This window comes from Qipengyuania nanhaisediminis, from assembly GCF_045862805.1.
Taxonomy (GTDB): Bacteria; Pseudomonadota; Alphaproteobacteria; order Sphingomonadales; family Sphingomonadaceae; genus Erythrobacter; species Erythrobacter nanhaisediminis_A.
The window spans coordinates 2,195,066-2,219,511 of sequence record NZ_AP025760.1 but is presented as its reverse complement, the minus strand read 5'-3'; the positions used below and the strand labels follow the sequence as shown (position 1 = coordinate 2,219,511).

Genomic DNA, 24,446 nt, shown 5'->3' with positions numbered 1-24,446 from the left:
GCCATAGGCCCCGCGTGACTGCCAGCGCCAGCCCCCAGATTTCCCGCCTCCTCATCGATTGGTACGATGCCAATGCGCGCAGCCTCCCGTGGCGCAATCCGCCCGGTGCGCCCTTGCCGCGCGATCCGGACTGGCCCTACCGCGTGTGGCTGTCCGAAGTGATGCTCCAGCAGACCACGGTGGCTGCCGTCATCCCTTATTTCGCCGCCTTTACCGAACGCTGGCCGAGCATCGCCGATCTCGCCGCCGCGCGCGAGGACGAGGTGATGGCCGCATGGGCGGGGCTGGGCTATTATTCGCGGGCGCGAAACTTGGTCAAATGCGCGCGCGAAGTCGCAGCGCTCGGCGGCTTCCCCCGGACCGAGGCCGAATTGCGCAAGCTTCCGGGGATCGGCGCTTACAGCGCGGCTTCAATCGCGGCCATTGCATTCGGAGAACGCGCGGTGGTGGTGGATGCCAATGTCGAGAGGGTGGTGGCGCGGTTGTTCGCAATCACCGAGCCATTGCCGGGTGCACGAAAGGCGATCCGCAAGGCTGCCGAGGCGATCACCCCGACACAGCGCGCCGGTGATTTCGCACAGGCGATGATGGACCTGGGCGCGCAAACATGCACCGCGCGCAGGCCTCGCTGCCTGCTATGCCCGCTCTCCGATCACTGCGAGGGCCGGGCGAGCGGCGATCCCGAGAAGCTCCCGGTCAAGCCGCCCAGAAAGGCGCGGCCCGAGCGGCGCGGAACCGCGTTCTGGATCGAGCGCGAGGGCGCGGTATGGCTGGTGACCCGGCCAGGCACGGGGATGCTGGGCGGGATGCGCGCGCTGCCCGATGACGGCTGGACCGCGCGCGCCGAAGGGTCGGGCCAGGCACCGGTCGAAGGCGAGGCGACAAGGCTTGGCGCTGTCAGGCACGGCTTCACCCATGCGCAATTGACGCTCGAACTGGTGCGGATCGACGGCGATGCCAGGCCCGAAGGCGAGGGCGAAGGCGAGGGCGAATGGTGGCCGCTCGACCGCCTCGACGAGGCAGGCCTGCCGACGGTCTATGCCAAGGCGGCGCGGCTCGCGCTTGCCGCCAGGGGTTAGAACAATCCGCCGGTGAGCGAGAGCCGGATCGCGATGATCACGATCACCAGCAGGTTGAGATTGCGCCCGCCATTGCTCGAAGACAGCGCCCCGATACCCGCGCCGACAACCGCGACGGGAAGGACGATCCACAGGGCAAGGCCAAGAACCGGCAATTGCAGCGGGATTGCGAGAAGCAGGCAGACGAGCCCGATCAGCCAGGAAATGATGTTCAGCATGTGTGTTATATGGCTATGACACTGCGCGCAATCAAGCCCCGGGTCGAGAAGCAAGGCCAGTCTCTTTTGACAACGCAAGTTGACGCTCGCTTCCCGCTCGCTCACACAGGCGCACGTCCTTTCTGCCGGAGAATGCCCCGCATGGCCTATCGCGATTTCGACCAGACCGCCCTTTCCCGCCGCGCGCTGTTTCGCGGCGGTGCCCATTTGGGGGCAGCGGCGGCGCTGACCTCGCTGCCGTTCGGGCGCAGCCTGCTCGCGCACGATGTCAGCCAGGCCTGGCCCAATGTCGCCGCGCTGGCAGAAAAATATGTCTCGCAGCGCAAGGTCGCCAACCTGTTCGCCACCTTCGGCTGGAAGCAGGACCCGCATCTACACACCGTCGGCGGCGGCACGCTCGCGGTGAACGGCGACACCGAGGTGGACCTCGACACGATCTACCGCATCTATTCGATGACCAAGCCGATCACCGGCATGGCGATCATGATGCTGATCGACGATGGGCTGCTGACTCTCGATCAGCCGCTCCACGACGTGATCCCCGCCTTTGCCAACATGCAGGTGCTGGTCGATCCGGAAGGGCCGCTCGACGACACCGTCCCGGCAGCCACGCCGATCACGATCCGCCATTTGCTCACCCACACGGCAGGGCTGGGCTATCTCATCACCAGCAAGGGCCCGCTGCTCAAGGCCTACCAGGACCTTGGCCTCGTCGGCGGGCGGATCAGCCGCACACCCATCCCCGGGCTTGCCCCGGTCGAGCCCGCACCGGGCCTCGAGGTGTGGACCGAAAGGCTCGCCAGCCTGCCGCTGATGCACCAGCCTGCGACCAGATGGGAATATTCGTGCAGCATCGACTTGCTCGGCCGCGTGATCGAGGTCGCAAGCGGGATGGACTTCGAAACCTTCCTGAAGACGCGGCTGTTCGAACCGCTCGGCATGGCAAGCACCTGGATGACCGTGCCGGAGAGCGAACACCATCGCCTCACCACCAATTACGGGATCATGTCGGGCTATCCGCTGCCGGTCGATCCGGCCTCGAACTCGGTCTATTTCGACAAGCCTCACGTCCCTTCGGGTGGCGGCGGGCTGGCCTCGACCCCGCGCGATTACGACAAGTTCCAGCGCCTGTTGCTCGGCATGGGCGAAACCGGCGGTGTGCGGCTCATGAGCGAGGAAGCGGTGCGCGTGGGCACGTCGAACCTGGTTCCCGAAACGGTCGATCTTACCGGCACATGGATGGAAGGCCAGGGTCATGGCGCGGGCGGGCGTTCGCACAACGGAACGTTCGGCTGGGGCGGAGCGGCCGGCACGCTTGCCGCGGTCGATTACAATCTCGGCCTGCGCGGCGCCTTGTGGACCCAGTACATGCCGACCGAGGCCTATCCGATCCGCGACGAATACATGGCCGCGCTCGAAGCCGACCTCACCGCGATGCGCGCCCGCATGATGGGTGACGCGGCCTGATGGACATCGCCCGGGCATCGAGCGAAGCGAGCAGGGGCGCGATCGCCTTTGCCGGATCGCCGATCGACCGTGCCGACAATCTGCGCGCCGACCCGGACGCCCTGTCGGGCCTGATGAACTGGAAGGCGCGGCTGCTCGCGCTCGACGAGATGATGCCCGCGCTCGATGACGATGGCCGGCTGGCCTGGGGAACGCTTGCCGATGCGCCCGAGGACGGTGAGCTGGTGTTTCTAGGGCTCGACCGCAGCGATGGCGGCGAACGCGCGTGCTTTGCCTGTGTGCCCCGCCAGGGCGATGCCAAGCCGCGCATGGCGAACCCGCGATTGTGGCAGCTCATGGCGACGCTCGATCCGGGCGACCTTGCGCTTTATGGCGGCGCGCGCAGCCTCATCGACTGGCACGCGCGCCATCGTTTCTGCGCGGCCTGCGGCGAGCCAACGAAAATGGCCAAGGGCGGCTGGCAGCGCGATTGCGGCGCATGCAGCGCACAGCATTTCCCGCGCACCGACCCGGTCACGATCATGCTCGCCGAACATGACGGGCGGCTGATGCTCGGACGCGGCAAGGGCTGGCCCGAGGGCGCGTTCTCTGCGCTGGCCGGGTTTGTCGAGCCGGGCGAGACGATCGAGGAAGCGGTCGCACGCGAGGTGTTCGAGGAATCGGGCGTGCGCGTGCGCGATGTGACCTATGTGGCGAGCCAGCCCTGGCCCTTTCCGAGCCAGCTGATGATCGGGTGCCATTCGCATGCCGATGACGATGCGCTGGTGATCGACGAGACCGAAATGGCCGAAATCCGCTGGTTCACCCGCGATGAGGTCGCATCGGCGCTTGGCGGCACTGGCCCGTTCCGCGCGCCGCCCCGCCACGCGATCGCATCGCACCTGATCGCATGGTGGCTGGAGCAGGGGGCATGAGCGCGCCTGTGCCGCTGACGATCGACATCTATTCGGATGTCATGTGCCCGTGGTGCGCGATCGGTTACGGCCAGCTCACCAGGGCGCTCGGCGAATTGGACGGCGAGATCGCGGCGACGATCCGCTGGCGCGCCTTCGAGCTCAACCCCGACATGCCAAGGGAGGGCGAGGAGCAGGAAGCGCATTTGCAGCGCAAATATGGCCGCTCTGCTGTCGAAGGGGCGAAGGTGCGCGAACAGATGCGCGCGATTGCCGAAAGCGCGGGCGTCTCGCTCGCCTATGAGGGAACGCAGGACCCGCCGCCGCCGGCCATGATGTGGAACACCCGCGATTGCCACAAGCTGCTGATGTTCGCGCTCGACGAGGCGGGGCCGCAGGTGCAGACCCGGCTCAAGCTTGCGCTGTTCGCCGCGCATTTCAACCAGCGCCGCGACCTGTCGGACCGCGAGGTGCTGCTCGATATTGCTGCCGATGCCGGGCTTCACCGCGAGGCCGCCAGGGCCGCGCTCGATGACGCGGCGCTCGAGGCGCGCGTCGTGGCCGAGGAACGTGAGGCCTATGACCACAATATCACCGGCGTTCCCGCGATGATCGTGGCCGGCCGGTTCCTGATCCCGGGTGCGCAGGTGCCGGAAGTCTATGTCAACGCGCTGCGCCGGGTGGCGGGCAAGATCGAGGCCGCGAACTGACGCCGCGATCAAGCGGGGCGCAGCGGCGAATGCGATGAGGGGAGAGAGCCAATGGGGAAGGCCTTGAAGAGTTACGCGGTTGTCGCCGTGGTCACGGTGATCGTGCTGGTATTCGGCTGGTTTGCCGGCGCGAACAGCGTCGATGTGCTGGGAGTGCCCGCCCTGTTCGCCTGCGCCGTGCTCGCGCTCGCGGTCAACTGGCTGGCTTTCATTCCCGCCGCCGCCGCCCGGTCGGACAAGTATTATGACAGCGTCGGAGCGCTCACCTATCTCAGCGTCACCGCGCTCGCGGTCTATGCTGCGCTCGAGGCGACCGGATCGCTCGACCTTCGCGGCTGGGTGATCGCGGCAATGGTGGTGATCTGGTGCACCCGTCTCGGCACGTTCCTCTATATCCGGATCAAGGCCAAGGGCGGGACCGACAGCCGGTTCGAGAAGATCAAGACCAGCCCGGCGCGCTTCCTCGTCGCCTGGACCTTGCAGGCCTTGTGGGTGGTTCTCACCGCCTCTGCTGCGCTGGCCGCGATTACCGTGACCGAGCGCGCGGATATCGGGGCGTTCTTCTGGGTGGGCGCCGCGATCTGGCTGCTCGGGATCGGGATCGAGGCGGCGGCCGATGCGCAGAAGAGCAGGTTCAAGGCGGACCCTGCCAACAAGGGCAAGTTCATCGATGTGGGCCTGTGGAACTGGTCGCGCCACCCCAATTATTTCGGCGAGATCACGCTGTGGACTGGCATCCTCGTGATGGCGATCCCGGTGCTTTCGGGACTGTCCTGGCTGGTGGTGATCTCGCCCATCTTCGTCGCGCTGCTGCTGACCAAGATCAGCGGGATCAATCTCCAGGAAGCGCAGGCAAAGGAACGCTGGGGCGATGACCCGGCCTATCAGCGCTACCGCGCAAAAACGCCGGCGCTCATACCGATACCGCCCGCGCTCCAGTAAGGAGGCGGGCGGCATTCGCTATGTTCGATATCGGTCGGGCGAAAACCTAGTTCGCTTCGCCTTTCTTGATTGCGTTCATGGTCTTGGGACCCTTCATGGCGTCCTGTTCGGGATTGTCCGAACCCACGACCGGTTCGCGGTTGTCGGGATCGGTCGCGCGGTTTTCCTCGGCGCGCTTGCCGACGCGGACATTGACGGTGCCCTCGGCGCTGCCCTGGAAGGACGGGGTCGCCTCCTCGGTCAGCTCGGCGATCAGCTCGTTGTCGGGGTGTAGGCTCTGGCGTTCTGGCATGAATTTTCTCCTTTCCCGATCAACGGGAAAGGGCAGGGGCCGGTTCCGAAATTGCCCGGCTTGCGCCAATTCGATCAGATCAGGCCGAGCTTTTCCAGCTTGGCGGTCAGCTTGCCCGGCATGGCATCGCCGATATCCTCGCCCGGGGCGAGGTCGCGCGGAGGTTCGCCCTTGAGATAGCGCCAGCCCTGGTGCGCGCGCTTGGGCCGCGGGTGGACACGGGTCAGCACGGGTTCGAGCTCGATCCGCCAGCGCCCGTCCTTTGTTTGGGAGAAGCCGAGGATCTCGCTGCGCGCGACGATGGCGTGCTGGTGGATCCAGTAGAGCGAGCCGCCGATGCAATCCTCCCACCGGGTCGGGCGATAGCGGGTGGTGAGATTGGGGCTGCGGCGCCCGGCATACCAGCTTTCGAGGTCGGCATAGCTTTGCGCGCCAAAGGCAATCTTGGTGAGATGGGTGGGCATGTCGGCTTAGAAGATAGGCGTTCGGCGCGCAGGCTCAACCACGCCCCGGTTCACGACAGCGGCGCGAGGCCCGCTGCCACTGCGAGCCCGAGAAAGGCGAAGAACCCCATCGAATCGGTGATCATGGTCACGAACACGCTCGATGCGACCGCGGGGTCCTGTCCCATCCGCTCGAACATCACCGGCACCAGCACGCCGGCAAGCCCGGAGACCGCGATATTGATCACCATGGCGAGCGCGATCACAACGCCCATCTGCCAGCCGAACATCGCGCCTGCCGCCATTCCGATCAGCACCGCCACGGTCGCGCCGTTGAGCACCGCCACGCGCAATTCGCGCCAGACGATCCGCCAGGTATTGGCGCGGGTGAGCTGGTTGGTCGCGATCGCGCGCACCGCGACCGCCATGGTTTGTGTTCCCGCATTGCCACCAATGCTGGCAACGATCGGCATCAGCACGGCAAGCGCCACCAGCTGTTCGATCGCGGCACCGAAAAAGGCGATGATTGCGCTCGCGACCACAGCTGTGCCGAGATTGGCGACCAGCCAGCGCACGCGGCTCGAATAGGCCTCGCGGATCGGTTCGTTGATGTCGCCATCGCCCGCACCTGAAAGGAGCAGCGCGTCCTCGCCCGCTTCTTCCGAGATGATGTGGACGATATCATCGACGGTGATCTGGCCCACCAGCCGCCCGCTGTCATCGACCACCGCGGCCGAGATCAGCGCGTATTTCTGGAACATCAGCGCGACCTCTTCCTGGTCCATCGTGACCGGGATCAGCGTCTGGTCGCGCTTCATCACGTCGGTGAGCTTGACCGAGCGCGGCGAAGTCAGCACCCAGTTCAGCGCGCAGGTGCCGACCGGGTGGTGCTGTTCGTCGACCACGAAGACCTCGAAGAAGTCGTGGGTGAGATCGCCGTTCTCGCGCAGGTAATCGATGAGGTCGCCAACGGTCAGGTGTTCAGGCACCGCCATTGCGTGGCGGTTCATCAATCGCCCGGCGGTCTCTTCCGGGTAAGCGAGCGCCGAATTGACCGCTTCTGCGGTTTCCGGCTCGAGCTCGGCGATGATCGCCTGCTGGTCTTCCTCGTCGAGATCCTCGAGCAGCTGGACAGCATCGTCGGTCTCGAGCTGTTCGGTGATGGCGGCGACCGCTTCGGGTTCGAGCGCCTCCATCATCAGTTCGCGCACGTGATCGTTGAGCTCGGCGATCACGTCGACGCTCATCAAATCGGTGATCGCGGCGGCGAAGAGCTCGCGCTCGTCGCTTCCGACCAGCTCGATGAGGTCGGCGATGTCGGCGGGGTGAAGCGGTTCGACGAGGTCGTAGACCGCGCCCTTGTCGCCCGCCTCCAACGCCTCTCGCACCTCGCGGACATATTCGGGCTTCAGCCGGTTCTCGCGGTCGTGGCGTTCGTCGTCGATGCGATCGTCGGGGCGCACTTCGTCATCGGGCGCGTCTGCGGCCAGCATCTCGTCAGAAAGGGCGCCCGGTTCGACCATGCAGGCGGGTTTAGGCGGAGGGCGGCCAAAAGCAAGGCGCGGGGTGACTCCGCTTCACAACTCTCTATAGCGGCCCGCGTTTCAATTCTTCAGGAGAACCACCATGGCCGACAAACTCACCTTCACCCTCGACACCGGCGACGGTGAGAACAAGGATGTCGTGATCAAGCTGCGTCCCGACCTTGCGCCGGGCCATGTCGAGCGCATCACCGAGCTCGCCAGCGAAGGATTCTATGACGGCGTGGTGTTCCACCGCGTGATCCCCGGCTTCATGGCGCAGGGCGGCGACCCGACCGGCACCGGCATGGGCGGCTCCGACAAGCCCGACCTCAAGGCCGAGTTCAATTCCGAACCGCATGTCGAGGGCACCTGCTCGATGGCGCGCGCGCAGAACCCCGACAGCGCGAATTCGCAGTTCTTCATCTGCTTCGAGGACGCCCACTTCCTCGACGGTCAGTACACCGTCTGGGGCCAGGTCGAGAGCGGCATGGAACACGTCCACGCTCTGCCCAAGGGCGAGCCGCCGCAGCAGCCCGGCAAGATCGTCAAGGCGACCGTTGGCTAAGACTGTTTCGCTGACGCGCAGGATCAGGGCGAGCGCCGCGGCTATGCTGGCGCTCGCCCTTTCTGGCTGCGTCACCTATCCCGACATTTCGCAATCGCGATCCCCGTGCCGGATGGAGCCGGGCGGGTGGTGCGGTTTCGTGCGCGCGGGTGCGGCCGAGGCCTGGCCCTATGCGGTCGCGGCGACCAATGCCTATCAGGGCGATGATGACATCTTCGCCGATCTCGGTCCGCGGCTGGAGCGGCTCGAACGCGCGCCGATCGACCCCGAACACGAGGGCAAGGGCTTTTCCTACGAGGTCTTCGCGCTCTATCCGCCGGAAAGCGAAGGCGACGCAGAGCGCACTCCCGAAAAGCTCGTCATGGCCTATCGCGGCACCGATGTGACCGGGCTGTCCGACGTGTTCTACGGCACCTTGCGCAGTGACCAGACGGGCTTTGCGCTCGACTATTTCGAGGCCGAGCTTGCCCGCCGCGGCCGCCCGCTCGAAGACTGGGTGGTGACCGGCCATTCGCTCGGCGGGGCTCTCGCGACCGAGGTCTCGATCCGCTACCCGCAAGTGCGCGCCTACATGTTCAACACCTCGCCATTCTATCGGGGCGATGCGATGGCAAACGATGCCCGGCGCACCGTCTTCAACGAGCGCGGCGAGTGGCTGCGGCGCTTTGCCCGCTATTCGCGCGCCCCGGCGAGCGATCTCTACACCCTCAATTGCGGGCCGCAGCGCGGCGCGTTTACCAAGCACCGCATCCGCCTGATCGCCGATTGCATCGCCTGGATCGCGGCATACGAGGACCCGGAAGCCTACGCCTTGGTCCAATCGAACGCGGTGCCAAAGCCGCCGGTCGAATGCGGGCCGGACGACAAGACGCATCCCGGCGCGCAATTCCGCCAGCTTGCTCCGTGCGTGCATCGCGCGCGGCCGGAAGAGGCCGGGCAAGACGGGTGATTGAACCTGCGCGGCTGGCACGCTACAGCGCGCGCCGATCATGAAACCGCAAAATCCTCCCAGGACCTACAGGGTCAAGAGCTTCGGCTGCCAGATGAACGTCTATGATGGCGAACGCATGGGCGAGCTGCTGGCCGAAAAGGGCATCACGCCCGCTCCGCAAGGCGAGGAGGCGGATCTCGTCGTGCTCAACACCTGCCATATCCGCGAAAAGGCCGCCGAAAAGGTCTATTCGGATATCGGCCGCCTGTCGAAAGCGGGCGAGGAACGCGGGCACAAGCCGATCATCGCGGTCGCCGGCTGCGTCGCCCAGGCCGAGGGCGAGGAGATCATGGCGCGCGCGCCTGCGGTCTCGATGGTGGTCGGCCCGCAGGCCTATCACCGCCTGCCCGAAATGCTCGACCGGGCGGTGAAGGGCGAGCGCGCGACCGATACCGACATGCCCGCAATCGCCAAATTCGACAGTCTGCCCAAGCGCCGCCGCCGTTCGCCCAGCGCGTTCCTGACGGTGCAGGAAGGGTGCGACAAGTTCTGCACCTATTGCGTGGTGCCCTATACGCGCGGCGCGGAAATATCGCGACCCTTCAAGCACTTGATCGACGAAGCGCACAGGCTGGTCGAGACAGGCGCTCGCGAGATCACGCTGCTGGGCCAGAACGTCAATGCCTGGTCGGGCGAGGACGATGCGGGCCGCGCGGTGGGGCTGGCGGGCCTGATCCGCGCGCTCGACCGGGTCGATGGGCTCGAACGGATCCGCTACACCACCTCGCATCCCAACGACATGGAAGACGACCTGATCGCCGCGCATGGCGAGATCGCCAAGCTCATGCCCTACCTCCACTTGCCGGTGCAGTCGGGCAATGACCGGGTGCTCAAGGCGATGAACCGCGCACATACGGCGGAGAGCTATCTCAGGCTGCTCGAACGCTTCCGCGAAGCGCGGCCCGATATCGCGCTCTCGGGCGATTTCATCGTCGGCTTTCCGGGAGAGACCGAGGCCGAGTTCGAAGACACGCTCGCGCTGATCGATACGGTCGGTTACGCGCAGGCCTTCAGCTTCAAGTATTCGCCGCGCCCCGGCACGCCCGCGGCGAGCATGGCGGGTCAGATCGCGCGCGAGGTCATGGACGATCGCCTCCAGCGCCTCCAGGCACGGCTCAACCGCGACCAGGCCGCCTTCAACGCGGCGAGCGTGGGGCGGACCTGCGACGTGCTGGTCGAACGCAAGGGCAAGCACGAGGGCCAGTGGCTCGGCAAGTCGCCCTGGCTGCAATCGGTCTGGTTCGCCGAAGAAGATGGGCGCGAAGCGCAAATTGGCGACATGGTCACTTGCGAACTGGTCGAGGCCGGGCCCAATTCGCTGCGCGGCGCCCTCCGCCAGCCGGCCGTGGCCTGACCGCGCCTCAGGGCGCTTCGACACATATCCCCCGCCACCTTCAGGCACCTTGCTTGCCTTGGCGCGTTATCGGCGTAGGCTTCCGACTCGAAACACAGGAGAGTGTGCACCACCCCATGGGCCGCAGACCGACACGCAAGACCGACCCGCAAGGCGAGCCAAGGCTTTCGCCCGACCCTTCCAGGACAACCGGGGCCCGCCGCGCACAGGCGGAAGTGAACTTCGAGAACCAGTCGCTGCTGGGCGCATTGTTCGGGCAGTTCGATGCCAATCTCGTTCAGGTCGAGAACCGGCTGGGCGTGATGATCCATGCGCGCGGCGACACCGTGGTGATCGAGGGTCCCGAAGATGCCGTCGCCCGTGCGCGCGACGTGCTCACCACCATGTATGACCGGCTGGCGCTGGGGCAGGACCTCGATGCCGGAGCGATCGAATCGCTGATCGCGATGTCGAACGAACCGACGCTGGAGGGGATCATTTCAGGCGACAAGGAAGAGCCGCCGATCATGATCCGCACCCGGCGCAAGACCATCGTCCCGCGCTCGGCCACACAGATCACATATATGCGCAGCCTCGCGCGCGACGACATCATCTTCGCGCTCGGCCCGGCGGGGACGGGCAAGACCTATCTCGCGGTGGCTCAGGCGGTCAGCCAGCTGATGACCGGCAGCGTGCAGCGGCTGATCCTCTCGCGCCCGGCGGTCGAGGCGGGCGAAAAGCTCGGCTTCCTGCCCGGCGACATGAAGGACAAGGTCGATCCCTATCTGCGCCCGCTTTACGATGCGCTGTATGATTGCATGCCGCCCGAACAGGTCGAGCGCCGGATCGAGAGCGGCGAGATCGAGATCGCGCCGATCGCCTTCATGCGCGGGCGCACGCTCGCCGATGCCTTCGTCATTCTCGACGAGGCGCAGAACACCACCCGCGAACAGATGAAGATGTTTCTGACCCGTTTCGGCCAGAACAGCCGGATGGTGGTGTGCGGAGACCCGCGCCAGGTCGATATACCCGGCGGCGACCCGATGAGCGGGCTGGCCGATGCGGTCGGCAAGCTCGAGGGCGTCGAAGGCTTCGGCACGATCCGCTTCACCGCCGCAGACGTGGTGCGCCACCCGATCGTGGGCCGCATCGTCGAGGCCTATGAGGGGCCGGCAGGCTAGGCGCTTGGAACTCGACATTGACATCGAGGGCTGGCCCGCAGGCGCGTGGGACCAGCTGGCCGAGCGCGCCGCCGAGGCTGCCGCCGAGGTCGAACCAGCGCTCGCCAATGCGCGGCTGTCGGCAAGCGTATTGTTCACCAGCGATGCCGAGGTCCACGCGCTCAACCGCGAATGGCGAGACCGTGACAAGCCCACCAATGTGCTCAGCTTCCCGATGCTCACCCGCGACGACCTGGCAGGCCTTGCGCATGATGGGCCGCCCGAACTGCTCGGCGATATCGCGCTCGCGCACGAAACCTGCGCGCGCGAGGCGGACGATAAGGGGGTGAGCCTCGACCACCACGCCGCGCATCTCGTCGTCCACGGCCTGCTGCATCTTGCCGGCCACGACCATGTCGACAGCGACGAACAGGCCGAGGCGATGGAAGCGCTCGAGATAGCCGCCCTTGCCAAGATGGGGATCGGCAACCCATATGGTGACCGAGACTGAATGGAGAAGAAGTCCAGGGCCATGCCCGATTCCAGTAATTCCCCCGCGGGAGACGCGGAGAGTAGCGGCGGGCCCTTCGGCATGCTGGGGCTCGCAATCAAGAAAGTCATCGGTGTCGGCGACGGCGATCGGTCCTTGCGCGCGCAGCTTGAGGAAGCGATCGACGAGCACGAGGGCGAGAACGGCCATGACGAGGCAGTCGAAGGGGCGAGCCCCAATGGCGACCTGTCCCCGGTCGAGCGGCAGATGCTGCGCAACCTGCTGCATTTCAGCGAACACGATGCCGATGACGTCGCGGTCCCGCGCGGCGAGATCGTCGCGGTCGATGCCGCGCTCGGCTGGGACGAACTGGTCGCGCAGTTTTACGAACATGGCCATTCGCGCATGCCGGTCTATCGCGAGACGCTCGATAACGTCATCGGGATGATCCATATCAAGGACGTCTTCGCCTTTCTCGCCAAGGGCAAGACGCCCCCGCGCGACTGGACGGTGCTGATGCGCCAGCCGCTCTACGTGCCGCAGGCGCGCGGCGCGCTCGACGTGCTCGCTGACATGCGCTCGCGCCGGGTGCACCTGGCGATCGTTCTCGACGAGTTTTCCGGGACCGACGGGATCATCACGATCGAGGACCTGGTCGAGGAAATCGTCGGCGAGATCGAGGACGAGCACGACGAGACCCCCGAGGCGCTGATCGTGCCGATCGGCGAGGGGATGTGGGATTGCGATGCGAGGGCCGAACTCGACGATGTCGCGCAGCTGGTCGATCCGCGCCTTGCCGAGGTCGAGGAGGCGGTCGACACGCTCGGCGGGCTGGCCTTCGTGCTGGCCGAGGCGGTGCCGCAGGTCGGCGCCCGGCTCGACCATCCCAGCGGCTGGCGGATCGAGGTCACCGCCGCCGACGAAACCCATGTCACCCGGCTGCGTCTCCACGCGCCGGAGACCGTCGCGGACGCAGACCCGGTGCAGTGATCGCATCACCTTCGCGCCAGTTTTGCGCGGAGATTGAAATTTTTGCATCTTTCGGCTGGCGCGCCGCGTAGCTCCTGCAATAGAAGGAGCAAGAGATCATGCCGTCACGCCGCCTGCCACCCCTTCGCGCTCTCGAAGCCTTCATGCGCACCGTGCGGCTGGGCTCTGCGCGCGCTGCGGCAGAGGAAATCGGGCTCAGTCCCTCGGCGCTGTCGCGGCGCATCAGCAATCTCGAAGACTTCGTCGGCAAGAAGCTGTTCACCCGCGCGCGCCAGTCGATGCAACTCACCGATGAGGGGCAGGCCTTCTACGAGGCGGTCAATCCGCATCTCGAGGCGCTGACCCGCGCGGTCGAGAGCCAGTCGGACAATATCTCGCTGTTGCGGCTGCGGCTGGGCGTGCTGCCGATGTTCGGTAGCCAGCGGCTGTTCCCGCGGCTGGGCGAGCTGAGGAAGCGCCACCCGCTGCTCCATATCGACATCGACACCGCGCCCCATCTCGAGGACCGGGTGGGCGACACGCTCGATGCCGCAATCATCCTGTCGCGCGGGCCCGCATCGGGGCTGCACGCGGTCCGGCTCGACCACAATCTCGTCCACGCGATCTGTTCGAAGCCCATGGCAGCGGCAATCGGCACGGTCACGCCTGAAAGCCTCGCACGGCAGACCTTCCTCATCCACAACGAGCTGCCCGAAAGCTTTGCCGCCTGGAAGAAGGCGAACAATCTCGACGACATGGAACCGGCCGCGATCGACCATTACGATTCGGGCCAGCTGATGCTCGAAGCCGCAGCGCAGGGGCTGGGAATCGCGATCATGCACGACGATCACCTGCGCCGCGCAGCCGACAACCGCCTCACCAACCTGCCCGGGGTCGAGGTGCAGAGCCCCTATAGCTACTGGTTCGTATGCAAGCCGACCGCGCTCGAAATGCGCCCCGTGCGCTTGTTCCACGACTGGCTGGTGCGCGCCGGGCTGTAGGCCTGGTCAAACCGGCGGCGCAGCCTTGTCGCCGGACGCTACCGAATAGCGGATCGGCGGAACGTCGTGCGCAAAGGGGCGAACGGGCTTTCCCAGCGCCTGTTCGAGCGATTCCTCGATCCGGCGGCGCGCTTCGGCAGCGATCGCCTTGCGCCCGCGAAACTCCTCGGGGCTGAACGGGTCGAGAAAGTGCACGTGCAGCGTGAAGGTGCCGCGCCGGGCAAGCACGCGCTTGGCATTGTTGAGCCCGCTTTCATCGCCGACCCAGCCGATCCATTCGGCGACCTCGCCGTAATCGAGCACCACCGGCTGGACCAGCACTTCGGCAGGCGGCGGTTCGAGCACCGAGAGCATCGAGCTCTTGAACGGCAGCAGCGAATGGCCGTCGGTCGTGGTGCCCTCGGGAAAGACGGTGACCGACCAGTTGTCCTCAAGCGCTTCCTTGAGCGCATTGATCTGTTCGGCCACGCCCAGCCGGTTCTCGCGCTTGACGAAGACCGTGCGGTTGAGGCTTGCCAGCCAGCCGACCACCGGCGCCTGTGCCAGTTCGGCCTTGGAGACGAAGGCGGTGCCGCTCGCGCCTGCCAAGGCGAGGATGTCCATCCACGAGACGTGGTTGGCGACATAGAAGACATCGCGCCTGAGATGCGTGCCGTGGGTGATCACCTTGCACCCGCAGATCCGCGCGGCAAAGCGCAGGAAATACATCGGGAAGGGGGAGCCATAGGCGAAGATGCGGAACAGGTAGTGAAGCGGCACGAAGACGATCAGCAGCGCGATCAGCGCGAGCGCGCGCAAGCCGATCCGCATCCAACCGCCAATCGAGATCGGCGTCGTCTCGCCATTGGCAGCCGCCACGCGCAGGTCCCAGATCCGGGACGAAGGTGCGTCGATCCCGTGTTCGGCCGGGTTGTCAGTCATCGCGCGACAGACGCACGCCGTACAATTCCATCCGGTGGTCGACGAGCCGGTAGCCGAGCTTCTCTGCGATCTGGCGCTGGAGAGCCTCGACCTCGGGATCGACGAATTCGACCACCTTGCCGGTCTCGACATCGATCAGGTGGTCGTGATGCGCCTCGGGCACGGGTTCGTAGCGCGAGCGGCCATCGCCGAAATCGTGGCGGTCGAGAATGCCGGCCTCCTCGAACAGGCGGACCGTGCGATAGACGGTCGCGATCGAGATCTTGGGGTCGATCGCCGAGGCGCGCGAATGGAGCATCTCGACATCGGGATGGTCCTCGCTGTCGGACAGCACCTTGGCGATCACGCGGCGCTGTTCGGTGATGCGGAGCCCCTTTTCGGCGCACAATTGTTCGAGATCGATTTTCTGGGTCAAGCTCAAGGCACCTGGCTGCTGGTCGTTTGCACCGTCTTGCCATTGTCGGCCAAGCGCCGCCGATGACAAGTCACCCGCGCCTCTTACCGAGGCGCGGCGGCTTGCTCAAGTTTGCCGGAGACGCGCGTCCCCGCAATCGATGTGCGCGGGTCAGCCCTTCTTGCGGCCGCCACCCTTGCCGGGCTTGCGACCGAGGCCGATCTTCTTGGCCAGATCGCGACGCTTGGCGGCGTAATTGGGTGCGACCATCGGGTAATCGGCGGGCAGGTTCCAGCGCGCGCGGTATTCCTCGGGCGTCATGTCGTAATTGGTGCGAAGATAACGCTTGAGCATCTTCAGTTTCTTGCCGTCTTCGAGACAGACGATGTAATCGGGCTTTACCGAGGCGCGGATCGAGACTGCCGGTTCGGGCCGTTCTTCTTCGGCAGCGCCTTCGGAGCCGAGATCGGCCAGCGCCTTGTAGACATTGGTGATGAGACCGGGGACATCGTCGGCCGAAACGTCGTTGTGGCTGACATGCGCGGCGACGATATCGCTGGTCAGGGTGATCAGCGTCTCTTTCATGTCGATTTCCATATCTTGCATTTGCATGAGTTCCTCGTCTTTTTTGTTGTCCGGATATTTCCGATTACTATGGCATGCAGCAGCCAACTCCCGATGGCAAGCGCGATGCAGCGGGTAATTCATGCGGTTTGCAGGAATTGGCGGCCCGAATACGGCCGATCTACAACTATAACGTTCGCCCGAAAGTAATGGCATCTACGCGCAGGCCATTGGAAAGGCGGTAATATTTGGGTCTGCGCCCGATCGGTTCAAATCCGACCTTTCGGTAAAGATGCTCGGCGGGGTTGTCCTGGCGCATTTCGAGAAACATGCGCCGCACGCCGCGGCTTCGCGCATCGGCAAAGGCCTTCGCGATCAGTTCCTGCGCCAGTCCTCGCTCGCGGCAATCGGGGCGAACCGCGATCAGCAGCAATTCCTCCTCGTCCGCGCCCTGCCGGGTCATTACGAAGCCGGCGGGTACGGCCTCCTCGCCTGGCTGGGTGAGCCGCCTGCCCGCCGCATCGACCACGATCGCGTGGGTGGTCGGCATGGTCAGGGCATCGCTGACCTGGCGGGTGTTCCAGGCCTCGCCGTAAGCGGGGTCGAAGGCGGCGTTCATCACCGCCATGATCCGTGCGACCTGTGCGGGGCAGGGGCTCACTTGCTGCCTCTTTGCGCCATCGGCACCGCATCGGGACCGCGCCCGTAGATTGGCGCGAGATCCGCGGTCTGCAAGGCGCCTGCGAGGAGGAGCGTGCGCGCGGCATCGGGAAGGATGTCGAGGACCTGCGCCGTGTCATCGCCGACATGCTCGGCCAGCTCGCGCGCGCGGTTCCCCGCAAGCACGCTGCGCGCCGAGAGGCTCGCGGCCTCGTCTGGCGGGAGCGACTGTGCCGCGTTTTCGGGCCGGGCGTCAGGGCCGAAATCCTGGACGAACCATTCGCCGTGCCCGCCTGCCATCGCGACCCGGACCGGCGCTGGCGCGGAGCCGCGCGCGGATTGCGCTTCCTCGCGCGCGATCGCCGCGACCAGCGCCAGGGTGGGATAGCCGAGCACTTCGGCCTTCCACGCAAAGCCGAGAGCGCGCGCGGTGGCAATGCCGATCCGCACGCCGGTAAAGCTGCCCGGCCCGCGCGAGACGAGGATGCGCCGCGCTTGCCCCTTGCCGGGCAAGGCGGCGATCATCGGCACCAGCGCTTCGGCATGGCCGCGGCCCAGAACGCGGTGATCGCGCGCGATGAGCGCCCCGTCCTCGAACAGGGCGACGGAACATGCCTCGGTGGCGGTTTCGATGGCGAGCGTGCGCATGGCTTCGGCCCCTGCCTCAGCGCGTGCGAGGCCGCAAGTCAGACGATCCGGTTGAAACGATCGAAATCGGGGCGAGGCGAGCGGTCGAAAATGCTTTCCGGGTCGCCATAGCCGACCGAGCAGATGAAATTGACCCGGTGACGCGGCGCATCGGCGAAGAAGGCGGCGTTGACCTTGTCGGCGTCGAACCCCGACATCGGCCCGCAATCGAGCCCGATGGCGCGCGCGGCCAGCATCAAATACGCGCCCTGGAGCGAGGAATTGCGGAACGCGCCTTCCTTGCGGCCTTCCTCGTCGCCTTCGAACCAGCTCTTCGCATCGGTGTGCGGGAACAGCCAGGGCAATTCCTCATGGAAGTCGATGTCGTAGCCGATGATCGCGGTGGCGGGAGCGGAACGGATCTTGGGCTGGTTGGCGTCCATCGCGCATTCGGCGAGGCGGTTCTTTTCCTCGTCCGACTTGACCCACACGATCCGAACCGGCTGCATGTTGGCCGAAGTCGGGGCCATCTTCATGAGGTCCCAGATCGCGTGCAATTGTTCATCGCTCACCGCCTTGTCGAGCCAGCCATTATAGCTGCGCGCCTCGTTGAAAAGCTGGTCGAGCGCGGCGTCGGACAACACGTTTCCGTGAAATTGCTTGGTCATGGAAAACCTCGGGATGGGGGAAGGGGGAGGAAGAAGGGAGGCCGGCGCCGATCAGGCGGCGCGCACCTCGGTCACTTGGGGTACGTAATGCTTGAGCAGGCTCTCGATCCCCTGCTTGAGCGTCGCGCTGCTCGACGGGCAGCCTGCGCAGGCGCCCTGCAAGGTCAGGTAGACGACCCCGTCGGCAAAGCCGCGATAGGCGATGTCGCCGCCATCGCCTGCAACGGCGGGGCGCACGCGGGTTTCGAGCAGTTCCTGGATCGCGGCGATGGTCTCGGCATCGTCCTCGCTTTCGACGACGGCCATTTCCGCGTCTTCGGGCGGCACCGCAATGCCATTGGCGCTGCCTCCGGCAAAAAGCGGCGCCTCGGAGACGAAATGGTCGAGCAGGATCGCGTGGACCTGCGGTTTCAACGCGCTCCAATCGGCACCGGGAGCAGCGGTGACGGTGACGAAATCGCTTCCGAAGAAGACGTTGACGACTTCGCCGGTGTCGAAGATCGCCTCGGCCAGCGGGCTTGCCTCGGCGGCTTCGGGCGATGCAAATTCGCGCGTGCCGGCGCTCATGACGGGGCGTCCGGGGAGGAATTTCAGGCTCGCCGGGTTGGGCGTGGTCTCGGTTTCGATGAACATGGGGCTTCAGATAGGGAGCGCGGCCCCGCGCGGCAAGCGCGTGGACGGTTGCAATCGGCCGCGCACATTCACTGGTCCTTCAGCACCCGCGTTCCTATAGAGAGGTCATGACCATGCCTTTCCGCGCATTCGCCGCGCTTTCGCTGCTTCTCGTGCCTGCCGCCCTGCCGGTGCCGCTCTCCGCGCAGGACAATGCCGCAAGCCCCGCGCCCACGCCCGATATCCCGGCCCCGCGCGCGCTGCAGGCAGAGGGCGAGACGCCCTGGCTTTATGAGGGCAGCGATGTCCCGGTCGATTCCGAATGGCTGTTCGGCGAGATGGAAAACGGGCTGCGCTACGCGGTGCGGCGCAATGGCGTGCCTCCCGGCCAGATCGCGGTGCGGGTGCGTGTCGATGCCGGGAGCCTGCACGAAGAGGATGCGGAACAGGGCTTTGCCCACCTGCTCGAACACCTGCTGTTCCGCGAGAGCAAATATCTCGGCCAGGCCGAAGCGATCGCCGCCTGGCAGCGTCTTGGCGCGACCTTCGGTTCGGATGCCAATGCCGAGACCAGTCCCACCCACACCGCCTACAAGCTCGACATCCCCGATATCGACGATGCCAAGCTCTACGAGAGTTTCCGGCTGCTCTCGGGCATGATCCGCGAACCGGTGCTGAGCGATGAGAACGTCGCTGCCGAACGCCCGATCGTGCTCGCCGAAAAGCGCGAACGCGGCGGCGCGGCGCAGCGGGTGAACGATCTGACCCGGCGGACCTTCTTTGCCGGGCAGAGGCTGGCCACGCGCAACCCGATCGGAACGGTCGAAACGCTCGAGGCCGCCACCGGCGAGGCGGTGCAAGCCTTCTACGACCGCTGGTATCGGCCCGAGAACACCGTGATCGTGGTCGCAGGCGATGCCGATCCGATGGTGCTCGCGGGGCTTGTCGAAATGTGGTTCGGCGACTGGCAGGGCACGGGCGAGCCGGGCGTCGCGCCCGATTTCGGCGACCCTCTCGCGCCCGAAGGCGCCCCGGTCGCTCCGGGCAGCGACCTGCCGATCGGCCAGCTCGCGGTCGCGGTCGAGCCCGACATGCCGCGCAACCTCACCTTCGCGGTGATGCGCCCGTGGCGGCGGGTCGACGACACGATCGTCTACAATGAAGGGCTGCTGCTCGACATTCTCGCCCAGTCGATCATCAATCGCCGGCTGGAAACCCGCGCGCGTGCCGGGGGCTCCTATCTCTACGCGCAGGTCCAGCAGGACGACATCTCGCGCTCGACCGATGCGACCTTCGTCACCTTCGCCCCGCTTTCGGGCGACTGGCAGGCCGCGCTTGCCGATGTGCGCGGGGTGATCCAGGACGCGATCGCCAATCCGCCCACCCAGGAGGAGATCGACCGCGAGGCAGCCGCTTTCGAGGTCGCCTTCGTCAATTCGGTCGAACAGGCGCCGGTCCAGTCGGGCCGCGACCTCGCAGACAACCTCGTCAACGCGGTCGATATCCGCGAGACCGTGGCGGCCCCGCAAGTGGTGCTCGACGTGTTTCGCGGGATGAAGCGCCGGCTCAATCCCGAAGACGTCCACGCCCGCACCCGCGCACTGTTCGAAGGGTCAGTGATGCGCTCGGTCTATGTCACCCCCGCCATCGGCGAGGCCGATGAGGCCGCGCTCCAGCTGGCGCTGGCAAGCGAGGCGGCGGCCGATGACACCGCCCGGCTGGCAGGCGGGGCGCTGTCCTTCGACGACCTGCCGCCGATCGGAACGCCCGGAACGATCACCGAGCAGGGCGCGCTCGGCATTCTCGAGGTCGAACAGGTCGCCTTCGACAACGGCGTGCGCGCAATCCTTTGGGCGAACGATGCCGAACCGGGGCGGGTCACCGTCAGGGTGCGCTTCGGAGCGGGCTGGCGCGCGTTCGATGCCGACACCGCGGTCTATGCCCCGATCGGCGAAATGGCGCTGGTCGAGACCGGGCTGGGCGAGCTCGGCCAGAACGAGCTTGACCGGCTTTATACCGGGCGCAAGCTGGGTTTCGATTTCGCCATCGACGACGCGGTGTTCACCTTCACCGCCCAGACCCGGTCGGACGATGTCGCCGACCAGCTCTATTTGTTCGCGGCTAAGCTCGGGATGCCGCGCTGGGACGCTGACCCGGTGATCCGCGCGCGCGCCGCGGCGGAGCTGGCCTACAACACCTATGCCACCAGTCCGGGCGCGGTGCTCAACCGCGATCTCGAATATGTCGCGACCGGCGGCGATCCGCGCTTCGCCACGCCGACGCCCGAAATGCTGGCCGAGGTCACGCCCGAAGGTTTCCGCGAGGTATGGGAGCCGCTGCTGGCGCAAGGCCCGGTCGAATTGCTGGTGTTCGGCGAGTTCGACCGAGACGCCATTGTCGAGCGGCTTCGCGAGACATTCGGCGCGCTGCCCGAACGCGAAAGGATCGACCCCGTCATCGCCGCGCGGGTGCCCGGAGCGATGGATGCATCGGCCGAGCCGCGGGTCCTGACCCATCGCGGCGATGCCAACCAGGCCGCTGCCGTGATCGCCTGGCCGAGCGGCGGGGGGATGGCCTCGATCCGCGAATCGCGCCAGCTCGAAATCCTCGTCCAGATCTTCAACAACCGGCTGCTCGATGCGCTGCGCGAACGCGCTGGCGCCAGCTATGCGCCGCAGGTCTGGTCGCGCTGGCCAACCGACATTGCCAGCGGCGGGCGGGTCACTGCCCTGGCCCAGCTCGAACCGGCCTTTGTCCCGATTTTCTTCGCCGAGGCCGAGCGCATCGCCCGCGACCTCGCCGCCAATCCGCCCACCGACGACGAGATCCAGCGCGTGACCGAACCGCTCGGCCAGCGCATCCGCCGCGCCTCGACCGGCAATCAGTTCTGGCTCTTCAACCTCGAAGGGGCCAGCGTCGATCCCTCTCGGGTGGACAAGCTGCGCACGCTCTTGTCCGATTTTTCCGAGACCAACCCGCAGATCATGCAGTTCCTCGCGGACCGCTATTTCGCCCGGCGCACCCCGCTCAAGCTGGCGGTGATCCCCGAGGGGCAGGAACTGGCCAAAGCGCCGCCCGCTGCCCCTCTCGATGCCAGCGCGGTGCAGGCAGCAAGCGGGGCGCGGTCTGCCGCCGGTGCGGCGGCAATTCCCGCGGGCCGCTAGGCTGTCGCAAGATGGGCTATGCGCGAAACAAAATTTCCTAGATTGCGCGCGGGCCTTTACACTTGGAAGTCACAGGGATAACCGCGCGCCCTGACGTGACCCCTTGGCCCTTGCAACTGGACAGCGACCCGAACCCGTGACCACCACCTGGCAACCCGATAGCTGGAAGACCCGCGAAGCGCGGCACCTGCCGCGATACGAGGACCCGGCCGAACTGGCCGAGGCCGAGGCCACGCTGGCTTCCTATCCGCCGCTGGTCTTTGCCGGCGAGGCGCGCGCGCTCAAGCAGGAACTGGCCGAAGTCGCCAATGGCCATGCCTTCCTGCTCCAGGGCGGCGATTGCGCGGAAAGCTTTGCCGAGTTTCACCCCGACAATATCCGCGACACCTTCCGCGTGCTTTTGCAGATGGCAGTGGTGATGACCTTTGCCAGCAAGCGCCCGGTGGTAAAGGTGGGGCGCATGGCGGGCCAGTTCGCCAAGCCGCGCAGTTCGGACACCGAAACGCAGGGCGAGGTGACCCTGCCGAGCTATTTCGGCGACAATATCAACGGCATCGATTTCGACCCGGCCCAGCGCCGCAACGATCCCGGCCGGATGGTGCGCGCCTATTCGCAGGCCGCCGCCACCTTGAACCTGCTGCGCGCCTTTGCCGGCGGCGGTTATGCGAACCTGCGCCAGGTGCACCAGTGGACGCTCGATTTCATGGGCCGCACGCCGTGGGCGGAAAAATTCTCCGAGACCGCCGACCGGATCGGCGAAGCGCTCGATTTCATGGAAGCGTGCGGGATCGATCCCGCCACCGTCCCGCAATTGCAGGGTACCAGCTTCTACACCAGCCACGAAGGGCTGCTGCTGCCCTACGAACAGGCGCTGACCCGGCGCGATTCGCTGACCGGCGACTGGTATGCGACCAGCGCGCACATGCTGTGGATCGGCGACCGCACCCGGTTCGATGGCAGCGCCCATGTCGAGTTCGCGCGCGGAATCGGCAACCCGCTCGGGCTCAAATGCGGGCCGAGCCTCGACCCCGACACGCTTCTGGGGCTGCTCGACCAGCTCAATCCCGACCGCGAGCCGGGGCGCATCACCCTGATCAGCCGGTTCGGCCACGACAAGGTCGAGGACGGCCTGCCGCCGCTGGTGCGCGCGGTGACCCGCGAAGGGCATAAGGTGGTGTGGAGCTGCGACCCCATGCACGGCAATGTCATCAAGTCCGACAGCGGCTTCAAGACCCGTCCCTTCGATCGCATCCTTTCCGAGGTGAAGGGCTTTTTCGCGGTCCACCGCGCCGAGGGCACCCATCCGGGCGGCATCCATATCGAGATGACCGGGCAGGACGTGACCGAATGCGTGGGCGGGGCGGTCGCGATCACCGACGAGGCGCTGGGCGATCGCTATCACACCCATTGCGACCCGCGGCTCAACGCCGCGCAATCGCTCGAACTTGCCTTCCTGCTCGCCGAAATGCTCAACACCGAGATCGGCGAGCCGCGCGCGACTCACGCGGCCTGAGCGGGCCTACGCATTTTCCCTATGTAGGGCGGCGGCAAGGTGATGAGGGTTAGGCGGCTAGGGGTGAGGCCCGATGCCCCTTGCGCCCGCCTTGCCGCCATTCACCGCCACCGCGACCGGACTTTCCGGTGACGCGGCCGTGGCCAATGCGGCGATCGGCAGCGACGCGCTGTTCGTCACCAGCCTTGCCTTCGGACTGATCGCACTCGCCGCGCTCACCGGCGTCATCCGCGCCCGGCGCGAGGCGCGCGCCACCGCCCGCGTCGCCCGCGCCCGTTCCCGCTCGATAAGCGACCTGTTGCGCACGATGCGCATGGCCGAATCGATCGCCGGGATCGGGGTGTGGCAATACGATCCCGAAACCGGGGTGCAGAACTGGTCGGACGGGCTGCGCAAGCTGTTCGGGATCGAACACGATGATGCCTTTGTCGAAGGCGATGCCGAGACCATGCTCTACGCGCACGAAATGGACCTCGTGGCGCGGGTCAACGAGCACAGCGAAGAAGACGAACCCTATACGATGCAGTTCGAGGTCGATGCCTTCCACGGCGAGACGCGGTGGATGTCGGTCCAGGCCTGCAATCTTCGCGCCGCCGATGGCTCGGTGAGCCGGGTGGTCGCCGTGGTGCGCGACAACACCGCCCAGATGGAACGCGTTCGCGAGCTCGAAAGCGCGCGCCGCGAAGCGATCAGCGTCGCGCAAACCGCGCGCGAACAGGCCGAGACCGATGCGCTGACAGGGCTCGCCAATCGCCGCCAGGTGATGCGCAAGCTCGACCGGCTGGTGCTCGATGCGCGGGTCACCCAGATGCCGCTGGTGCTGGTGGTGTTCGACATCGACCGGTTCAAGCAGGTCAACGACACCTATGGCCATCCCGCCGGCGATGCAGTGCTGCGCACGATCGCGCGGATCGCCAGGGCCCATGCCCGCGACGGCGACCTGATCGGGCGGGTCGGCGGAGAGGAATTCGTGTGGGTGATACCCGGCGCGGTCGACACCATGGCGGGCGCGATGAGCGAACGCCTGCGCGAGGCGATCGCCCGCAAGAGCGCGACCGGGCAGGTGCCGCCGGTCACGATCAGCATCGGCTATGCCGCGATCCAGGCCGGCGACACCGCGCTTTCGCTGTTCGCCCGCGCCGACGGTGCGCTCTACGAAGCCAAGCATGGCGGGCGCAACCAGGTGTGCATGGCCGCATGAGCCATCGCGCCGCGCAAAAGCGTGGCAGCCAGGCGGTGGAGCGTGC

The 24,446-nt window shown here is 66.3% G+C and carries 26 protein-coding genes; 15 read left to right on the top strand and 11 right to left on the bottom strand.

Annotated features, from left to right (window positions below; genetic code table 11):
- Positions 1 to 14: 14 nt before the first annotated feature.
- Positions 15 to 1,079, top strand: coding sequence for an A/G-specific adenine glycosylase (locus ACKTSM_RS10785; protein WP_407874653.1), 1,065 nt, complete (start codon positions 15 to 17; stop codon positions 1,077 to 1,079).
- On the opposite strand, the gene ACKTSM_RS10780 is transcribed toward ACKTSM_RS10785, so the two are convergent.
- On the bottom strand, positions 1,076 to 1,297 hold the full coding sequence (locus tag ACKTSM_RS10780; protein WP_407874652.1) for a hypothetical protein: 222 nt from the start codon (positions 1,295 to 1,297) through the stop codon (positions 1,076 to 1,078). The two genes, ACKTSM_RS10785 and ACKTSM_RS10780, sit on opposite strands and share 4 nt — an antisense overlap.
- A gap of 141 nt (positions 1,298 to 1,438) precedes the next feature.
- On the opposite strand from ACKTSM_RS10780, the gene ACKTSM_RS10775 reads away from it, so the two are divergent.
- The 4 genes from ACKTSM_RS10775 (at position 1,439) to ACKTSM_RS10760 (ending at position 5,309) form a co-directional block, all read left to right on the top strand.
- Positions 1,439 to 2,764 carry a serine hydrolase domain-containing protein gene (locus tag ACKTSM_RS10775; protein ID WP_407874651.1) on the top strand — a complete coding sequence of 442 codons (1,326 nt, stop codon included), beginning with the start codon at positions 1,439 to 1,441 and terminating at the stop codon, positions 2,762 to 2,764.
- Positions 2,764 to 3,678 carry an NAD(+) diphosphatase gene (gene nudC / locus ACKTSM_RS10770; RefSeq protein WP_407874650.1) on the top strand — a complete coding sequence of 305 codons (915 nt, stop codon included), beginning with the start codon at positions 2,764 to 2,766 and terminating at the stop codon, positions 3,676 to 3,678. The genes ACKTSM_RS10775 and nudC overlap by 1 nt, the downstream gene beginning before the upstream one ends.
- Positions 3,675 to 4,367 carry a DsbA family oxidoreductase gene (locus tag ACKTSM_RS10765; RefSeq protein WP_407874649.1) on the top strand — a complete coding sequence of 231 codons (693 nt, stop codon included), beginning with the start codon at positions 3,675 to 3,677 and terminating at the stop codon, positions 4,365 to 4,367. The genes nudC and ACKTSM_RS10765 overlap by 4 nt, the downstream gene beginning before the upstream one ends.
- A 63-nt stretch (positions 4,368 to 4,430) precedes the next feature.
- A complete protein-coding gene (locus ACKTSM_RS10760) occupies positions 4,431 to 5,309 on the top strand; it encodes a DUF1295 domain-containing protein (protein WP_407874648.1) in 879 nt (292 codons plus the stop codon).
- Positions 5,310 to 5,355: 46 nt separating this feature from the next.
- On the opposite strand, the gene ACKTSM_RS10755 is transcribed toward ACKTSM_RS10760, so the two are convergent.
- The 3 genes from ACKTSM_RS10755 to mgtE all read right to left on the bottom strand — a co-directional run bounded on the left by ACKTSM_RS10755 (position 5,356) and on the right by mgtE (position 7,567).
- Positions 5,356 to 5,601, bottom strand: coding sequence for a hypothetical protein (locus ACKTSM_RS10755; RefSeq protein ID WP_407874647.1), 246 nt, complete (start codon positions 5,599 to 5,601; stop codon positions 5,356 to 5,358).
- Between the two features lie 74 nt (positions 5,602 to 5,675).
- The gene (locus ACKTSM_RS10750; protein WP_407874646.1) at positions 5,676 to 6,065 is read right to left on the bottom strand and encodes a DUF1489 family protein; all 390 of its coding nucleotides are present in this window, start codon (positions 6,063 to 6,065) and stop codon (positions 5,676 to 5,678) included.
- Positions 6,066 to 6,115: 50 nt separating this feature from the next.
- On the bottom strand, positions 6,116 to 7,567 hold the full coding sequence (gene mgtE, locus ACKTSM_RS10745) for a magnesium transporter (RefSeq protein ID WP_407874645.1): 1,452 nt from the start codon (positions 7,565 to 7,567) through the stop codon (positions 6,116 to 6,118).
- 103 nt (positions 7,568 to 7,670) lie between these two features.
- Between mgtE and ACKTSM_RS10740 the strand changes: the two genes are divergently transcribed.
- From ACKTSM_RS10740 to ACKTSM_RS10710, 7 genes are all read left to right on the top strand, one after another.
- The gene (locus ACKTSM_RS10740) at positions 7,671 to 8,132 is read left to right on the top strand and encodes a peptidylprolyl isomerase (RefSeq protein ID WP_407874644.1); all 462 of its coding nucleotides are present in this window, start codon (positions 7,671 to 7,673) and stop codon (positions 8,130 to 8,132) included.
- The gene (locus tag ACKTSM_RS10735) at positions 8,125 to 9,081 is read left to right on the top strand and encodes a hypothetical protein (protein WP_407874643.1); all 957 of its coding nucleotides are present in this window, start codon (positions 8,125 to 8,127) and stop codon (positions 9,079 to 9,081) included. Before ACKTSM_RS10740 ends, ACKTSM_RS10735 begins: the two co-directional genes overlap by 8 nt.
- Positions 9,082 to 9,121: 40 nt before the next feature.
- Positions 9,122 to 10,477 carry a tRNA (N6-isopentenyl adenosine(37)-C2)-methylthiotransferase MiaB gene (miaB, locus tag ACKTSM_RS10730; RefSeq protein ID WP_407874642.1) on the top strand — a complete coding sequence of 452 codons (1,356 nt, stop codon included), beginning with the start codon at positions 9,122 to 9,124 and terminating at the stop codon, positions 10,475 to 10,477.
- A 116-nt stretch (positions 10,478 to 10,593) separates the two neighbouring features.
- Positions 10,594 to 11,637 (top strand): PhoH family protein, encoded by a 1,044-nt coding sequence (locus tag ACKTSM_RS10725; protein WP_407874641.1) that lies wholly within the window; start codon positions 10,594 to 10,596, stop codon positions 11,635 to 11,637.
- A 4-nt stretch (positions 11,638 to 11,641) separates the two neighbouring features.
- Positions 11,642 to 12,127, top strand: coding sequence for an rRNA maturation RNase YbeY (ybeY, locus tag ACKTSM_RS10720; protein ID WP_407874640.1), 486 nt, complete (start codon positions 11,642 to 11,644; stop codon positions 12,125 to 12,127).
- Positions 12,128 to 12,208: 81 nt separating this feature from the next.
- Positions 12,209 to 13,096, top strand: coding sequence for a hemolysin family protein (locus ACKTSM_RS10715; protein ID WP_407876355.1), 888 nt, complete (start codon positions 12,209 to 12,211; stop codon positions 13,094 to 13,096).
- Between the two features lie 98 nt (positions 13,097 to 13,194).
- Complete coding sequence (locus tag ACKTSM_RS10710; RefSeq protein WP_407874639.1) at positions 13,195 to 14,076, top strand: LysR substrate-binding domain-containing protein; 882 nt, start codon at positions 13,195 to 13,197, stop codon at positions 14,074 to 14,076.
- Between the two features lie 6 nt (positions 14,077 to 14,082).
- Here the strand turns inward: ACKTSM_RS10710 and ACKTSM_RS10705 are convergent, their stop codons facing one another.
- From ACKTSM_RS10705 to ACKTSM_RS10675, 7 genes are all read right to left on the bottom strand, one after another.
- Positions 14,083 to 14,997, bottom strand: coding sequence for a lysophospholipid acyltransferase family protein (locus ACKTSM_RS10705; protein WP_407874638.1), 915 nt, complete (start codon positions 14,995 to 14,997; stop codon positions 14,083 to 14,085).
- The gene (locus ACKTSM_RS10700; protein ID WP_407874637.1) at positions 14,990 to 15,412 is read right to left on the bottom strand and encodes a Fur family transcriptional regulator; all 423 of its coding nucleotides are present in this window, start codon (positions 15,410 to 15,412) and stop codon (positions 14,990 to 14,992) included. Before ACKTSM_RS10700 ends, ACKTSM_RS10705 begins: the two co-directional genes overlap by 8 nt.
- A 150-nt stretch (positions 15,413 to 15,562) precedes the next feature.
- Positions 15,563 to 15,997 (bottom strand): MucR family transcriptional regulator, encoded by a 435-nt coding sequence (locus ACKTSM_RS10695; protein WP_407876354.1) that lies wholly within the window; start codon positions 15,995 to 15,997, stop codon positions 15,563 to 15,565.
- 145 nt (positions 15,998 to 16,142) lie between these two features.
- Positions 16,143 to 16,616 carry a GNAT family N-acetyltransferase gene (locus ACKTSM_RS10690; protein ID WP_407874636.1) on the bottom strand — a complete coding sequence of 158 codons (474 nt, stop codon included), beginning with the start codon at positions 16,614 to 16,616 and terminating at the stop codon, positions 16,143 to 16,145.
- Positions 16,613 to 17,263 (bottom strand): tRNA (adenosine(37)-N6)-threonylcarbamoyltransferase complex dimerization subunit type 1 TsaB, encoded by a 651-nt coding sequence (tsaB, locus tag ACKTSM_RS10685; protein ID WP_407874635.1) that lies wholly within the window; start codon positions 17,261 to 17,263, stop codon positions 16,613 to 16,615. Before tsaB ends, ACKTSM_RS10690 begins: the two co-directional genes overlap by 4 nt.
- A gap of 38 nt (positions 17,264 to 17,301) precedes the next feature.
- A complete protein-coding gene (locus tag ACKTSM_RS10680) occupies positions 17,302 to 17,910 on the bottom strand; it encodes a malonic semialdehyde reductase (protein WP_407874634.1) in 609 nt (202 codons plus the stop codon).
- 51 nt (positions 17,911 to 17,961) lie between these two features.
- Positions 17,962 to 18,543 (bottom strand): NifU family protein, encoded by a 582-nt coding sequence (locus ACKTSM_RS10675; RefSeq protein ID WP_407874633.1) that lies wholly within the window; start codon positions 18,541 to 18,543, stop codon positions 17,962 to 17,964.
- Positions 18,544 to 18,650: 107 nt separating this feature from the next.
- Between ACKTSM_RS10675 and ACKTSM_RS10670 the strand changes: the two genes are divergently transcribed.
- The 3 genes from ACKTSM_RS10670 (at position 18,651) to ACKTSM_RS10660 (ending at position 24,400) form a co-directional block, all read left to right on the top strand.
- Positions 18,651 to 21,686, top strand: a complete 3,036-nt coding sequence (locus ACKTSM_RS10670; protein WP_407874632.1) for a M16 family metallopeptidase — start codon at positions 18,651 to 18,653, stop codon at positions 21,684 to 21,686.
- Between the two features lie 136 nt (positions 21,687 to 21,822).
- Positions 21,823 to 23,199 carry a class II 3-deoxy-7-phosphoheptulonate synthase gene (locus tag ACKTSM_RS10665; RefSeq protein WP_407874631.1) on the top strand — a complete coding sequence of 459 codons (1,377 nt, stop codon included), beginning with the start codon at positions 21,823 to 21,825 and terminating at the stop codon, positions 23,197 to 23,199.
- A 73-nt stretch (positions 23,200 to 23,272) separates the two neighbouring features.
- Complete coding sequence (locus ACKTSM_RS10660) at positions 23,273 to 24,400, top strand: diguanylate cyclase (protein ID WP_407874630.1); 1,128 nt, start codon at positions 23,273 to 23,275, stop codon at positions 24,398 to 24,400.
- The last annotated feature ends 46 nt before the right edge of the window (positions 24,401 to 24,446 follow it).